At 54.8% G+C, this 15074-nt stretch carries 7 protein-coding genes and 3 pseudogenes; 5 read left to right on the top strand and 5 right to left on the bottom strand.

Annotated elements, in window-relative coordinates; translation table 11 throughout:
- The first annotated feature begins 136 nt into the window (after positions 1-136).
- Positions 137-3001 carry an EAL domain-containing protein gene (locus ACSFE6_RS01370; protein ID WP_435425943.1) on the top strand — a complete coding sequence of 955 codons (2865 nt, stop codon included), beginning with the start codon at positions 137-139 and terminating at the stop codon, positions 2999-3001.
- Between the two features lie 579 nt (positions 3002-3580).
- Here the strand turns inward: ACSFE6_RS01370 and ACSFE6_RS01365 are convergent.
- Positions 3581-4369 carry a methyl-accepting chemotaxis protein gene (locus tag ACSFE6_RS01365; protein WP_435426023.1) on the bottom strand — a complete coding sequence of 263 codons (789 nt, stop codon included), beginning with the start codon at positions 4367-4369 and terminating at the stop codon, positions 3581-3583.
- A gap of 69 nt (positions 4370-4438) precedes the next feature.
- Positions 4439-5212 (bottom strand): annotated as a pseudogene (locus tag ACSFE6_RS01360) (MCP four helix bundle domain-containing protein); the annotation flags it as partial.
- Between the two features lie 768 nt (positions 5213-5980).
- On the opposite strand from ACSFE6_RS01360, the gene ACSFE6_RS01355 reads away from it, so the two are divergent.
- The 3 genes from ACSFE6_RS01355 to ACSFE6_RS01345 all read left to right on the top strand — a co-directional run bounded on the left by ACSFE6_RS01355 (position 5981) and on the right by ACSFE6_RS01345 (position 10352).
- Positions 5981-9436, top strand: a complete 3456-nt coding sequence (locus ACSFE6_RS01355; protein ID WP_435425942.1) for an adenylate/guanylate cyclase domain-containing protein — start codon at positions 5981-5983, stop codon at positions 9434-9436.
- 163 nt (positions 9437-9599) lie between these two features.
- The gene (locus ACSFE6_RS01350; RefSeq protein WP_435425941.1) at positions 9600-10070 is read left to right on the top strand and encodes a patatin-like phospholipase family protein; all 471 of its coding nucleotides are present in this window, start codon (positions 9600-9602) and stop codon (positions 10068-10070) included.
- A 3-nt stretch (positions 10071-10073) separates the two neighbouring features.
- The gene (locus ACSFE6_RS01345; protein WP_435425940.1) at positions 10074-10352 is read left to right on the top strand and encodes a patatin-like phospholipase family protein; all 279 of its coding nucleotides are present in this window, start codon (positions 10074-10076) and stop codon (positions 10350-10352) included.
- A gap of 186 nt (positions 10353-10538) precedes the next feature.
- Here the strand turns inward: ACSFE6_RS01345 and ACSFE6_RS01340 are convergent.
- Together ACSFE6_RS01340 and ACSFE6_RS01335 are read right to left on the bottom strand one after the other, a co-directional pair.
- Positions 10539-10646 (bottom strand): annotated as a pseudogene (locus ACSFE6_RS01340) (IS66 family transposase); the annotation flags it as partial.
- A 231-nt stretch (positions 10647-10877) separates the two neighbouring features.
- Positions 10878-11060: pseudogene (locus ACSFE6_RS01335) on the bottom strand (MobH family relaxase); the annotation flags it as partial.
- Positions 11061-11286: 226 nt separating this feature from the next.
- Between ACSFE6_RS01335 and ACSFE6_RS01330 the strand changes: the two are divergent.
- Positions 11287-11481, top strand: coding sequence for a DUF7740 domain-containing protein (locus tag ACSFE6_RS01330; RefSeq protein WP_260956150.1), 195 nt, complete (start codon positions 11287-11289; stop codon positions 11479-11481).
- A 698-nt stretch (positions 11482-12179) separates the two neighbouring features.
- On the opposite strand, the gene ACSFE6_RS01325 is transcribed toward ACSFE6_RS01330, so the two are convergent.
- Positions 12180-13652, bottom strand: a complete 1473-nt coding sequence (locus tag ACSFE6_RS01325; protein ID WP_435425939.1) for an APC family permease — start codon at positions 13650-13652, stop codon at positions 12180-12182.
- Between the last annotated feature and the right edge of the window lie 1422 nt (positions 13653-15074).

Raw genomic sequence — 15074 nt, 5'->3', positions numbered from 1 at the left:
GATCTGAAGGCATTGTGCGTGTCAGTCACCTAACCCCAACATGCACAGCCAAACCCTGGCGCGCTGCTCGACACTTCTCTTCAAGGCGGCGCCAAAAAGTGCGACGAATTCTTCACGGTAAAAATAAGTTGGCGACATGAACGAAAAGCTACCTCTCTTCAGCTCGCTCGAAGGTACTCCGCTCACCGAGCGCATGGCGACCTACTTTCGGCTGTATCGTGAGACATTCGAGAATAATACGGACTGCCTGGGTTTTTACGAATTCGACGAAGACAACCGCTTACGCGTTCTTGAAATTAATCGGGCATTTGAATCGCTGCTCGGTCAGAACAGAGCTGAAGTGCTCGAGCGATACTTGGATGAATGGCTGCCTGAGGCCATGGCGCGCCAAATAGTCTCTGATAGCCACCTATGTATCGCCACCGGCGCGCCGCTCAACGCTGAGCACGAATTCGATCTGGTCATGGGCCGCAGTTACTTCCTGCACCGTCTGATCCCTTTGCGTAATGAGGCTGAGTGCGTTGTGTGCTTCCTGCACATCCTGCGCGACAACACCGCGATCAAGCTACATGAGCAACGACTGATGAATGACCAGTTTGCATTCCGCACTCTGGCGGAGCATTCCCCTGACACCATCGCTCGGTACGATCGGGATCTCCTGCGTACCTATGCAAATCCCGCTTTCGTGCGCATGACCGGAGTCTCTGCGGAAGACTTACTTGGCAAGAAACCCAGCCACGCTACCAAAACGCCGGAGATACTCCTCTATGAAGCAAAACTGCTGAAGGTGCTGCGCAGCGGTCAGCCCGAGGAACACGAACTGACTTGGTGTGGTGCGGACAATAGTCTTGTTACCAGTCATATCCGGATCGTCCCGGAGCGAGTGGCCAATGGCGAGGTAGTCAGTGTGCTGGTCGTGGGCCACGACATCACCCATTTGCGCCACACCGAGCAAGAACTGCGGAGCAGAGAACAGGAATTCCGCACCCTGGCGGAAAACTCGCCGGACGTCATCGTTCGCTATAACAAAGAAGGCCTACGTGTCTATATCAACCCTGTCTACGAGCAGTTATATGGCATGTCGACCAGCGAGGCCATCGGGACCCCCATCACCTATAGAAGTCCGCTGCCGATAGAAGCCGTAACCCGCCATCACGAAGGCATTCTGAACATCTTACAGAGCGCCCAGCCCGCTTCTGTGGAGGCTACTTGGACTAGGGCAAATGGCGAGCAGATTGTTCAGCATATCCAGGCAGTGCCCGAGTTCGACCAGCACGGCCAAGTCGTCAGCGTGCTCAGCATCGCCCGGGACATTTCCACTCTCAAGGCAACCGAACGTCGTCTCGAACAGGCCGAGACCCTGGCCCGTCTCGGCCATTGGCAGCTGGATTTTCGATTGGGCACCTTGCGGCTGTCGGGGGAACTCTGTCGTATGATCGACAAACCTCGCAATTGGTCCCCGACCCAAAAGGAGGTTCTCGCCATGCTCACGATCAAGGAGCGTAGACAGGTCCTCGATCGTTTCCACCAAGCATTCTCTGAACGCAGTACATCCTTGGCGCTGGAATACTGCATAGCGGTAGGCGAGCAGTTGCTGCATATGCACTCCCATATGAGCATTGAATACACTGCCGATGGCGCACCCCTGCAAATGCTAGGCACTGCCCAGGACATCACTGAGCTGAAAACTTATCAGAAGCGGCTGCACACTCTGGCCTATTACGATGTGCTGACCGAACTACCTAACCTCGAACTGTTCAAGGAGCGTCTGCGGCGAGCGCTGCTCCAAGCTAGGCGTAGTGGTGGCGAGGTCGCCGTGGCGATTCTCGATCTCGACAACTTCAAGGTGGTAAACGATACCTTGGGGCATGGGGCTGGCAATGAGTTGTTGCGGGAAGTAGCCCAGCGCCTACGATGTTCAGTGCGCGACATCGATACTGTGGCGCGCCTCGGAGGAGATGAGTTCGCCTTGATTTTCCCCCAGTTCGCTGACGTAATTGAGTTAGACAATCTGGGCGGGCGAGTCGTGCGGTCCATTGCCGGGATCTATCGGATCCGGGGCCGGGAAGTCTTCGTTTCTGGCAGTCTTGGTATTGCCCGTAGCCCCCAAGATGCCGGCAGCATCGGTGAACTCTTGCAGTACGCCGATTCGGCTATGTATCACGCGAAGGCACGCGGGCGGAATAATGTACAACTCTATACGTCGCGGCTGACCGAGCAGATCACAGAGCGCCTAGCCCTGGCAGCCAGCTTGCGTCATGCTCAGCATAATGGCGAGTTGACGCTGCACTATCAGCCTCAGATCGACTTGGCGAGTGGACGACTTATCGGCGCCGAAGCGCTATTACGCTGGAACCATCCTCAACATGGACAGGTACCCCCAGACAAGTTCATTCCTATCGCCGAGGAAACCGGGTTGATCGTAGGCATTGGTGAGTGGGTTCTGGATCAAGCCTGTCGCGTTGTTTCCAATTGGAACCGTGGCGATCGCTATCCACCACTGAAAATGGCCGTCAATCTGTCGCCTCGGCAGTTCCAGATGAACAATCTACTCGACTCTATCCGCGCCATTCTGCAGGATGCTGGCTGTAAGCCAAGCTGGTTGGAGCTGGAAATCACCGAGGGCTTGCTATTGGAAAATAGTAGCGCCGTGCATGAAACCCTCGAACAATTGAATGCCATGGGCGTTTCCATTGCCATCGACGATTTTGGTACCGGTTATTCAGCGCTTGGCTATCTGAGTCGTTTTCCCATCGAAACCTTGAAGATAGACCGATCATTCATTCACGAGATTGAATACAATCGCAACAGCGCCGAACTGGTCAAGGCAGTCATTTCCATCGCCCACAGCCTTCGCTTGGCATTGGTAGCTGAGGGCGTTGAAAATTCCTCTCAGCAAGCATTCCTCCAGCTCCACGGCTGCCACAGCGCACAGGGTTGGTTATATGGGAAACCTATGCCGGAGGAGGATTTTAAAAACCTACTGCAATCCCAGGCCTAATCAATGGCATCTATGCGAGCGGCTCGACAGCGAACTGGAACTTTTGCGTCCGCGGCCGCTATACACCTCGTGAAACTTTGCCTGAGATTGCTATCGCCTCCGGTCCTCTGAGTCTATAGTCCTTAAGCTATTTCTTTTTGCGTGGGCACTAGGAAGTGCTCCTGCCGGCTTTGCGATACCGGGGATCGACCTCAGTTAGTCTGCCTGAAGGATCGACATACTGAAGTCAATGCGTTGCTTCGGTTTCTGACTGTTCTGGAATCATCTGCTCACTTGCTCTTAGTTCAAACGAAATTCAGCGAGTTCACACCTTTGAACGGGCGTGACTCAGTTGATCGTATAAGGCGCCAGCCTTTCAGGTTGTGAGCGTGCTCGTCGGGGGCGTGGGTCTGTATATGGCTCAGGTAAGGTGGCTGTGCATTCGCTGGCTGGATCAGAATGTTGTTCCCCCAGTACGCTATTGAACAACAGTTGCACTGAGTCAGCTGTGAGGAATTATTTAGCCAAACCGAGCCAGATCTTAGCACGGTGATTTACGTCTACGTCTCGCCACAGTACCAGGTAGATCAGTTGCAAGGGCTAGACAACGAAGCTCTTCATCATTTCACGCAAGTGCTTAGCCACCTGGCTGAGTTTTTTGGTAGTCGTCAATGACTGCGCCGCTACCTCCTGTGACTCGACGGAGAAATCTCTAATGTTCAGTAAATTTTGGTCCACCTCCCGAGCTACCGCTGCTTGCTGCTGCATCATGCTGGCGATTATCTGATTACGCTCTGATATTAGTTCTATAGCATGGGTTATTTCATCCAGTGCTCCGCCTGCTGAGCGCGCAACATCGAGCGTGCCATCGGCTTTTTGTGTGCATCGTTTCATCAGAAGTACGGAATCTTCGATATCGCCGCGGATGCCCGTGACCATGTCTTCGATTTCCGAAGTGGACTGCTGGGTGCGATGAGCCAGACCTCGTACCTCATCGGCAACTACTGCAAAACCCCGGCCAGCGCTCCCAGCACGAGCTGCTTCTATCGCAGCGTTCAAAGCTAGCAGATTGGTTTGCTCGGCAATCGAGTGGATGACCTCCAGTACCTTTCCAATATCCTGGCTTTTTCGAGCCATTTCGCTGACCTGAAGGGAGGTTTTTTTTACCTCTTCGATCATTTGCTGAATCGCGCTGACGGTCGCTACCACCATTTCTCTCCCTTGCTTCGAGGAGTTGTTGGCGTTTCCCGATGCCTGTGAGGCTAAAAGCGCATTACGAGCCACTTCTTCCACCGCAATGGACATTTGTGTCACCGCGCTTGCTGCCTGCTCAATTTCCTGGGTTTGACGATGCAACCCTGCTGAACTTCGCTCTGATAGGTTCTTCATGTCCTCTGAGGTATGTGACAGATCGTCGGCGGATGAATAAATGTTTTTGATTGTGTTGCGTAAACTTTGCTGCATGCGCTCTAACGCACCGAGCAAACGGGCTGGCTCATCCTTCCCCTCAATTACCGGTGTCGAGGTGAGGTTGCCGGTCGCGACTGACTCGGCTAATGCCAGCGCACGGCTCAATGGCTGCAAGAAGCTGCGAGCCAGTGCCCAAGCCACAATGCTGCCCAAAACGATAAGCGCGATGGTCAAGCCCCACATCAACAGACTGAACCCACTGGCCACCGTATAAGCTTGATTGGCAGCAAGTTTGCTCATACCCTCTTCGAGATCGATCATTTGATTGATCGAATATAGCCATTCTATGAACGCAGGACGGGCTTGGGAAAGCAACAAATCCAAGGCTTCGGAAGTATGACCATTCATGCGCAGTTCTACCGCTTGAGTGACCAGTGGCAAGGTTTTCGCTTCGACATTTTTTATCTTGGCTAGAGCGTTGCGCTCCTCTGGAGTAATGTCGCCCTGGCTGGCGAATAGTCGATCCAACTTTTCGGCGGAGTCGGAATAACTCTCCGTGAGTTTTTTAATTTTTTCGATCTCTATCGGAATTTTTTTATTGTCAGTGATTAGCATGATATCGCGCAAAACAATCGCCCGATCATGCACGCTGCCACGAAAATTTATCGCATAGCGGGTTTTGACGTTATTAACATCATTAATTCGGGATAGGGTGTCTTTAATGTAGGTGACTTGAGAGGTGCTAAGCCCTGTTAGCGTAGTCGATAGTGCTAAGATGAAAGCAAAGCCGAAACCTAGTCTAGTACTAACATTAAATTTCATTGTTGCGATTTCCTAGAGCGTGTTTGCGATAGGTGCGCGAGAAAAAATCGGGGAAATACCAGCAAAAGCCTTCCTTGTTACGATATGCAGCATGGTGCTGGGATGGCTTCATTGCTATAGGATGGCGCTGATTCGTAGGTAGGGCTAGGACTATGTTGCGTAGTCCGATGGGACGCCAAAGCTGTCACTCGTAAACCACACCAAGTGCGCAGCGCTCAGGCAATGAGCAATCACTTCCGCCATTTGCTGAAATACCATGTTCTGGTAACTTTTTCACGGAACCATTAGCTCTATTTCGGTTATTTCGAGAGGAGTATGTTTTCAGACTTTGACCTTCGAAATCATTGGCGCTGAGAGCAGTCAATCAACAAATACTGTCTCGCTATGGTGTCATACCTAACCATTGCTCGCTACTGTCAGCCGGCTGATTCCTGACTGCTTGTTGGCCGCATTGCTCGACCCCCCCTGGCAACTATTACATACAGCCTCAAATCTCAGTCCCCCAGTTTTGCCCCCCGGTTACACGCAATGTACAAGAAACCCATCCGGGATTTTTTGGAGGAATTTCGCCAGTCAGCACGCCATTCGCAGCGGGGCGCATTTGGGGTTCTATGGAGGCATAAAAACTAAACCATCATCAGGTCGGGGGGGCTTGCATTTCCGACCGACGTCTTGCCGAGGAAGAGAGCCTCATCCGGTCGCATCTTGCGGCCAGAGGGTCCGGCGCCTAATGTTATGAAGTAGGCACTAGGCAGCGGAGGAGGTCGTATGCTCTGTGCAAACTGCGGATTCGAAAATCCTTCCGGGACCAGCTTCTGTGACGCGTGCGGCGCCAAGCTGTCTCGCAGTTGTACGCGCTGTGGTCACGAGGCGGGCTTGTCCGCCAAATTCTGCAGTGAATGCGGCGCGCCGCTGACTGATGCGTATACTGCACCATCATCGCGCTCCAAGCCCGTTTCAGGGCCTTCTCCAGCGCCTATTCATTACACGCCCCACCACCTTGCCGAACGCATTCGCGCCGAACACGCAGCCATGGAAGCCCGGGGCGAGACCGCCGGCGAACGCAAGACCATCACGGCGCTGTTTGCCGACATGGCCGGCTCTACGGCGCTGATCCATGACCTCGATCCGGAAGAGGCCCAGCGCCTGATCGAACCCGTCGTTGCGCTGATGATGGAAGCCATCCACTACTACGAAGGCTACGTGGCCAAGACGATGGGCGACGGCATCCTCGCGCTGTTCGGCGCACCCATCGCCCATGAGGACCATCCGCAGCGGGCGCTGTATGCGGCGTTGCGCATGCAGCAGGCGATACAGCGACATAGCGACCGCATTCGTCTGGAGAAAGGCATTCCCTTGCAAATCCGCGTCGGCATCCACACTGGAGAGGTCATCGTGCGTTCTATCCGCACGGACAATTTGCACACCGATTACGATCCGGTCGGGCACACGATTCACATTGCATCCCGGATGGAGGGAGTCGCCGCACCATCGACGATCCTGGTAAGCGAGTCCACCCACAAGCTGGCGGAAGGCTATTTCGAATTCAGAACGCTGGGGGCCACCCAGGTCAAAGGCATTCCCGATCCGCTCGTCGTGTACGAGGTGCAGGGGCTCGGCGCTCTGCGCACGCGCCTGCAGGTCGCGGCACATCGCGGGCTGGCCAGGTTTGTCGGCCGCCAGATCGAGCTCGACCAGTTGCATCAGGCGCTCGAGCAAGCCAAAGCGGACCATGGGCAGATTGTCGAGGTGGTGGGGGAGGCCGGGGTCGGGAAGTCGCGGCTGTTCCATGAATTCAAGGAGTGCTCGCGGCACGGCTGCCTGGTGCTAGAGACGTTCTCGGTGTCGCACGGCAAGGCCTTTGCTTATTTTCCGCTTATCGAGCTGCTGAAAAACTATTTTCAGATCACTGCCCTGGACGACGAGCGGCGGTGCCGGGAAAAGGTCATGGGCAAGACGTTGACGCTCGAGCGCAGCTTCGAGGCTCTCGTGCCCTATCTGCTCTATCTGTTGGGTATTGGCGAACGCCATTCGGCGCTTGCGGAAATGGATCCCCAGATCCGGCGCGATCGCATCTTCGATGCGATTACCCAGCTTCTAGCGCGCGAGAGTCGCGATCAGCCGATCGAACTGCTGTTCGAGGACCTGCAATGGCTGGATCGCGAGACTGAAACATTCCTCGGGTACCTCATTGACCGTGTGACGAGTGCCCCGATCCTGATCCTTGTGAACTACCGGCCCGAGTATCAGCCTGCGTGGACGCGCGCGGATCATTGCAGCCAGCTGCGGCTTGAACCGCTGGGCCCAGCCGAAGCCCAGGGACTGCTCGCGGCCCTGCTTGGCAACGATCCCTCCCTCGTCCCCCTCAAGCAGCTCATTCTGGAGAAGACAGAGGGCAACCCTTTCTTCATCGAGGAAGTGGTCCAAACGCTGGTCGAGGAGAAATCGGTTCTCGGCGAACCTGGCCGTTACCGGATCGAGCAAACTCCGACTACGCTGCATATTCCTACCACCGTGCAGGGTGTGCTCGCTGCCCGTATCGACCGGCTCCCCGTTGCGCAGAAGGAATTGCTGCAGACACTTGCCGTCATTGGCAAGGAGTTTGCGTTTAGTTTGATCCAGCGCATCTGTGATGGAGGGGGCGCTTGGATGGACGAACATTTACGCGATCTGCTGGCCCGACTGGAGTCCGCGGAGTTCATTTACCAGCGGCCCGCATTTCCGGAGGTGGAATATTCGTTCAAACATGCGTTGACCCAGGAGGTCGCGGGCAGCTCACTACTTACGGAGCGGCGTAACGCGCTGCATGAACGCACGGCGCAGGCCATCGAAGAACTGTTCCCGACCCGCATTGCGGATTATTGCAGCGAACTGGCGCACCATTACAGGCTGAGCGGCAATGTCCCGAAGGCCGTGGAATACCTGCACCGTACCGGGCAACAGGCCCTCCAGCATTCTGCCAATATTGAGGCGATGCGTCACCTCGGCGCGGCGCTGGAATTGCTCCAGCATTTGCCTGACACGCCCGCGCGTGCTCATCAGGAACTGACATTGCTACTAGCCTTGGGCCCGGCTTTGATGGCCGTGCGAGGCTATGCTGCGCCCGAGGTGGCGACCACTTACACCCGCGCACTGGCGTTATGCGCGCAACAAGTAGGCGACGACTCAGTGCTTTTCCCAGCGCTGTTTGGGCTGGGAACTTACTACTCGTTGCGTGCGCAATACGCAACTGCATGCGAACTCGCTGAGCGATTGCTCAATATTGCGCATGCTGCGCAGGATCCGGATTTGCTCGTGGATGCCCATGCTGCACTCGGGGCGACATTGTTTTTCCAGGGTAATCTGCGCGATGCCCATGAACACCAGGAGCGGGCGCGTGTCCTCTACATCCCGGACCGTCATCGCACACATGCCATTACCTACGGCATGGATCCGGGCTACGTCCTGACATTTTCGGCCTGGAGTCTTTGGCACCTCGGTTTCCCCGATCAGGCAAGCACGCGCAGCCGGGATACCCTTACTCTGGACAAGAAGATTCCTCACCCAATTAGCTTGGCCTTCACCCTCTCCGCTACGTCGATACTGGGGCAGTTTCAGCACGACGTACAACTCGCCGAAGAGTGTGCCGATGCCGCCATCAAGCTTTCACTCGAACGAGGATTTCCGTTTTATTGGGCATGGGGGACTATCGTCCAGGGTTGGGCTCGCGCCGAGCAGGGAAACATTGACGAGGGTGTCGCTCAAATAACCGATGGTATCGCTACTTACCAGGCAGCCGGAGCAGAGCTTGGATGCTCTTATTTCCTGGCCCTGCTGGCCGCAGCTCAAGGGCGCGCCGGGAATTCGCAGGCAGGATTGGATGCCGTGACCGAAGCTCTGGCTATGGTGAGCAGAACAGGCGAGCACTTTTACGAAGCGGAGCTGTACCGGCTTAAGGGAACACTTATTCTCCAATCTTCGGGCGACGCCAGACTGGATTCTTCCATGCAGCAGGAAGCGCAAGGATGTTTTCAAAAGGCAATCTCGGTCGCTCGACAACAAGGGGCAAAGTCACTCGAGCTACGAGCCACAGTGAGCCTTGCTCAGCTATGGGCAGTACGAGACAAGGAGGTAGCCAGACAAATGCTGGCCGACATTTACAGCTTTTTCACTGAAGGCTTCGACAGCGTTGATTTACTACAGGCCAAGATGCTGCTCGATGCATGGGCATCAAACGGGGAGTGAACGATCGATGGCGCAGGATGCTCATTGGTCGGGGTGAAGCGCCGCAACAAGTTCCGATTCGGCTCAGTACCGACGAGGAGACTGAGAATGACCACGAAGAACGGAGCGCGTCGGGGGCAGTGATGAGCGTAAGGCGGTCGCGCTGGCTTTGCGGGACGGGGGGATGCACGGTGCGTTCACTTGGGGTGTGCCCGATCGGTCGCTCGAGGACGGCAGCCTTGTCATTGAAGGGGTGAACGCAACCAGTGCCGGCGCGATGAATGCAGCCGTGCTGGCCTATGGCATGCTCCAAGGTGGCGACGCCGGCGCGCGCCAGGCGTTGCACGATTTCTGGTACGCCGTGGCGCAATCCGCCGAGCGTTATAACCCGTTGCGCTGGATGCCATGGTTGAAAGGGGCGCACAGCTTCGGGTTGGACTATTCGCCCATGTATACGTTCGCGGACATGACGCTTCGTATCTTCTCTCCTTACCAGTTCAATCGCCGCAATTTGAGTCCGCTACGGGAGGTGCTGGAGAGGCAGGTAGATTTTGCCGCCTTGCGAAGCCAATGCCCGTTCCACCTCTATCTGTGCGCGACCAATGTCGAGACGGGGAAGATACGCATCTTCACGGGCGATGACATTTGCGCTTAGGCGGTGCTTGCTTCGGCCTGTGTGCCGACATTGTTCCAGGCAGTCACGATTGACGGGCAGAACTACTGGGATGGCGGCTATATGGGGAACCCGGCTATTTTTCCGTTGATCTACCACTGCGATACGCGCGATGTTGTGATCGTCCACATCAACCCGCTCGTCCGCCCGGGTGTGCCCACTACAGCTGCCAACGTCCTTAATCGCATCAATGAAATCAGCTTCAACTCGTCGCTGATGCGTGGGATGCGCACCATCACTTTTGTCACCGACCTCATCCAGTAAGGGACGGTTGATCGCGACGAGATGAAGGCGATGCTGATCCACTCCATTCGGTCCGACGAAGCGATGTGCGCTCTCAGCGTGTCCAGCAAGTACAACGCGGGCTGGGACTTCCTTTGCGGACTGCGCGACAACGGACGCCGCGAGGCAGAACGAGTGGTGCAGTAGGCCTAGACGCAAGCTTGGTGGTTTTTTCTCTTTCGGTGCGAGCATCTGCACTGGCGTTTCGTCAGCGTGGATCACGCCTTGAGCAAGCACTGTTTCGCGCAGAGCATCGACCAAGGGCTGGAGCTGCACATCGGGCCCGGGGACATTTGGTCGAGGTTGGGTGAGGAAGTCATACCGCGAATTTTGCCAGAGCAGGCCGTTCTCAGCGATAGACTAATGGGCTAATGGCGGGTGGAAATCCTGACGTTAAGGGCTATTACGTCCGCTTAAAAATGCGCGGACACCATCGCCCTTAATGCTGGAGTTCGGAAGCTGTGTTCCCTGAACGCTTTCTTCTACGTGACGATGGATTGGATTTTAATAGAGTTGGATGAACTGCGCATGGGAGAGGGTGGTGTACTGTCAGATGCGATCTAGCTACTGGCGGTGGTACTCCGCTGCTAACAGGCTGTGGGCAGACTCGATGGGCAGGTAACTTGCGGCGACGCTCATGGTCGGTGGTGGAGAGGGCTTCTGCCTTTTGTGGCGAAATAGACTGAGCATCGTGACCTTCGGGAAATAGTTGGGACAATGGTCTTTTAGCCTTTTCGGATAGAGCTCTTACCCTTGAGTCCCCATTCCCTTCCGACCCTTGCCCGTTCTTTTTGGCTCGTGCCCCCTTTGTGTGGCAATCAAAATATCTATACTGCTAAACATCGTTTTGTTGGGAGGGCTATCTCGGCAAAGACAAGAGTCGGTACACTGCCGCGTAAATTTTTTGGGTGCTGCCATGAACCTCACTGACGCCACGCTTGTGCTGCTGCTCGCGGCACGTATCCATGGGACCGACGAAGCCGTCAGGGTTTCGGCGAAGAGCGTGGTCAAGAAGTTGCCGCGCAGTAAACGCGATTTGATCTACAAGGTGATCGACAGCGAGAGCCCTCTAGACTTAGTGGGCTTTTTGATCGAGAACCTCGAGCTGTGAATATCCATGCTGTGTACCCAGCTCCAGTGAGCGCAAGAATCAGGTAGTCCTTACCAGTCCTGTAAAAACAAGCCAGCATCAATTGGTGAGTCTGGATTTGACGGTGCCACTGAGGACGAAAGTGCATGTGGTTGAAGTGTTGCGGGACGCGGGGTTGAAAGTGTTTTTCGAACGGCTCACATCCGCACCGCTGCTTCTTTAGATACAAGGATAGATTGAGGTCGCATACGCCCGTTAGCGGGATCAACCTCGGGTCTGTACCTCTGCCCTGCTTCTTACGCTGTATAGTTTTATACGGCAGCGATGGGGCTACCCATGGTCCATGATGTTATTGTCGATCGCTCGGCGCATTTTGATAACTCATAAGCAGTCGCCTTCGGGCTATAGGTTGTTACCGAGGCGGAGCGAGTCTCCATAAGCCGAATCGGGTAAATGACTGCCGCCATCCTCCGACAGCCTGGACCTCTAGGTAGCACTTTGCGACTGGGTTCTAGTAGAGGCTGCGCTTCTGTAATTCGGGGATGATTAGTTACACAAGTTTTCAGGTGTGCCGGGACTGATCAACGGATTAATTATGTATCCGCTGGCGCCGGAAGTGCTCGCGTGCTCTTCGATTCGGTCGACTACCTTTTGCGAGGAGTCGACCAGGATCAAGATTGGCTGACTGGTGCGAGCCCAGTCAGCAAGCTGAATAGATGTTAGCTCTTCGAGTTAAAGTTCTGAGCGATTGCGGAATATACATCCGGATGAGACTTCTTAAGGCGAATGGCATACAAGCCACCAATGATAAACGCCAGGACAAGCAGGTAGGGCAGGAGAAGTACTACTGGGTTCTTACTTCCAGTCAGGAGGTCGAAATTTCTTACGGCAAGTGACACCGCCAACGCAAGACCGATGAAGCTTACGATGGGGGCGGTCAGAGTGCGCCACCAATGAGTGCGGCCCTTGCGACGGAAGTAAGCGATGATCGCAAGGCTGGTAAGTGCCTGAAGCGCGATGATACCAACCGTTCCGAATCCGATTCCGACTGCTCCCAAGCCTAGTAGAGGATCAAGGCCCAATGCAAAGGTGATGGTAACAACGGTAATCGTGATCAGGGTAATAAGCACACTCGCATTGTGAGGTGAGGCGTGCGTCGGATGTACACGCCCTAAAAAAGCCGGGAGACAGCCCTGTCGACCAAGGGCAAAGATATAGCGACTGGCCACATTATGAATCGCAAGCAAGGTTGCAAACATGCTCGTGGAAAGGAACAGTTCCATGGTATGGGTGGCAAGCTTATTGAGGTATTGGTCCCCGAGATTGAAGTAGAGCGTTGCCAATTGACTCGTCGCGACATTCTGGACATCACTGCCCACAGCGCCAATGGTGATCCACGTGGTCACAAAATAGAACAGCGCCGTGAGGGAAACAGCCCCGAAGGTTGCCAGCCCGATACTGCGCGAAGGTGAATGGGTCTCTTCGGAATACAGTGCTGCAGATTCCACGCCGATGAAACAGGTAAACGCCAACATGATGGCGATGCCAGGTGCCCCGCTGAAAACCGCGCTCAAACTGAAAACACTGACGGGAAATGCGTCTGCCCCTTTGCTCCAGATAATGCTAATGTTCAGTGCAATCAGGACGGCGAATTCGACCGCCAGCAGAATGGCGAGCATGCGCGAGCTGAAATCGATCTGCCGATAGCCAAGGATCGCCGCGAGTACCACAGCAACTATTGCCGGCACTATCCAATGCACGTTGATACCGAAAAGATCGCTTAACGCAACCTGTGTAAAGAAAGCCACATAACCAACGACCCCACACACGAAAGCCGTGTAGGAGAGTATCGCCAGGAAGGCTGAGCCAAGCCCCAATACACTACCGAAGCCACGGGCTACATAAGCGTAGAATGCACCAACATTCACCACCTCCTTGCTCATCGCGTTATAGCCGACCGTAAAAAAGCCCAGAATGACGGCGACTCCCGCGAAAGTGAGTGGTACCCCCAGTCCATTACCAAAAGCAAAGGCGATGGGTACGACACCCAGTACCGCCGCCATCGGTGCCGCTGCAGCGATGATCAGAAAAATAAGACGCAATGTACCTAGGCTCGGGCGGAGCGTATCGGCTTCCTCTGTTGGGAGGCTGGTTCCCAAGCTGTCCAGAATACTTCTGTTTTCAACTTTCATCGCATTCTCCGCGTGCAGCGACTCCAAATCAGGAGCGCTACTAAGATTTATCGGTTTTATTGGTTTCAATGACGGGATCACGATGACTGGCCATTTTAAAGTCAGCGCGCAGGCCCGTTGACAGTGCCTTTGTCCTATATCCATTGTTTTCTTCTGAAGTGAACTCAGAAGTCGAAGTCCGATAGATCTATCCTACGTAGCCTGGAATGCTAGCGTTAGCCGGAATTGGCACAACATGTCTTGATGCGAACGGGACCAATGCCAGCTTGGCGAGCACACATAAAAAGAACAATTTGAGTGAAAACCGTATCAGCCATTACTACGGGCATTGCTATTTTACTGGGGGATGCCGCGTGCCTTCAGTAGCGCTTTGTATCCCGCCTTGCGCAGCAAAAATATCGGTTGCCCGTCTGTACGGCAGCAGTCTGCAGGCGGTGCTTATCACTGCCTGGCAAACAGAGACCGGCCTACGCAGTGTCACGGTGGAGACGGGTGGTGCGGAAATAACGCCATGGAATTTGAAAGCTTTGCACCTGCAGATCTTGAACCCGGGAGCTCCCACGGTGTGTCGCCACTCTCGGTACTGTGTTCAGGTTTGTATAGCCCGACCCGCGGTATCAGCATGAAATGCTTATGATGTTCCACTCTGCGTAGAGGTCGGCCCCGCGTGTGTCGGGGGTTTGTACGCTGCGGTTCAGGCTCGAGAAGTCATAGAGCAGCGCGCCGGTATTCACGGTCGGGAGAAAACCGCATTGAAGCCAGCATGGTGGATTTGGGTATTAATTTTAACAGGGCCTGCATAGTTGCTTGCAATCTCGCTGGGAACCAGGAGCCTAGTGCCCGGCCATTGCTGTAGAACATCGGATCGTAGCTTTCGGAGGAGCGACTATAGCGATATTTGACTACAGGCTTCATTGGCCGCTGAACGTCCATCCCGCCTCCAAGTGCCAGGCGCTTTCTCGCCGAGTGTCAGTATGTTCTCAGGCATAAATCAGGTCGATGCTTTCGTTGTCCGTGCTGAGTAGAGGAGGCTTCCCGTTTCTGGTGGAGTATGCGTTCCATGCCACACGAGTTCCCCAATGAAGCATATGACCTTCGCCGACGCCGAGTGCGCGCAGCGGGCATGGATGCAGTCGGCATGGTTGAAGGGCGCAAGGCCGAACAGGATTAGAGGCGGGTGTTGGCGCGAATGACGGAAAAAGGCGAAGCGTGTTCCAACTTGATGAGACAGACATGGGAGAAGATTATCAGGGCCTGCAGACGCAGTTGGGATAAGGGAGGCTGCAAACGCTGTTGGAGCTGCTCAATGACTTGAAAGCGCTCAAGCGCTAATCAATTGCATCATGAGTCAGTGATGACTGGCTCATGATTAGGGCTGTCATCATCTGAATCCACCACTCATGGTGCATATCGGATAGCGGT

Source organism: Pseudomonas baetica, from assembly GCF_051216495.1.
In the GTDB taxonomy this organism is placed as follows: domain Bacteria; phylum Pseudomonadota; class Gammaproteobacteria; order Pseudomonadales; family Pseudomonadaceae; genus Aquipseudomonas; species Aquipseudomonas baetica_B.
The sequence above is the reverse complement of the archived record's forward strand: the minus strand, read 5'-3'. Positions and strand labels throughout refer to the sequence as shown.

What these genes read in the sequence shown, in the direction of transcription:
- ACSFE6_RS01330 (WP_260956150.1), top strand. Translation starts at nt 11,287, where the DNA reads ATGAACCTCACTGACGCCACGCTTGTGCTGCTGCTCGCGGCACGTATC.
- ACSFE6_RS01350 (WP_435425941.1), top strand. Translation starts at nt 9,600, where the DNA reads ATGCACGGTGCGTTCACTTGGGGTGTGCCCGATCGGTCGCTCGAGGAC.
- ACSFE6_RS01355 (WP_435425942.1), top strand. Translation starts at nt 5,981, where the DNA reads ATGCTCTGTGCAAACTGCGGATTCGAAAATCCTTCCGGGACCAGCTTC.
- ACSFE6_RS01365 (WP_435426023.1), bottom strand. Translation starts at nt 4,369, where the DNA reads ATGAAGAACCTATCAGAGCGAAGTTCAGCAGGGTTGCATCGTCAAACC.
- ACSFE6_RS01325 (WP_435425939.1), bottom strand. Translation starts at nt 13,652, where the DNA reads ATGAAAGTTGAAAACAGAAGTATTCTGGACAGCTTGGGAACCAGCCTC.
- ACSFE6_RS01370 (WP_435425943.1), top strand. Translation starts at nt 137, where the DNA reads ATGAACGAAAAGCTACCTCTCTTCAGCTCGCTCGAAGGTACTCCGCTC.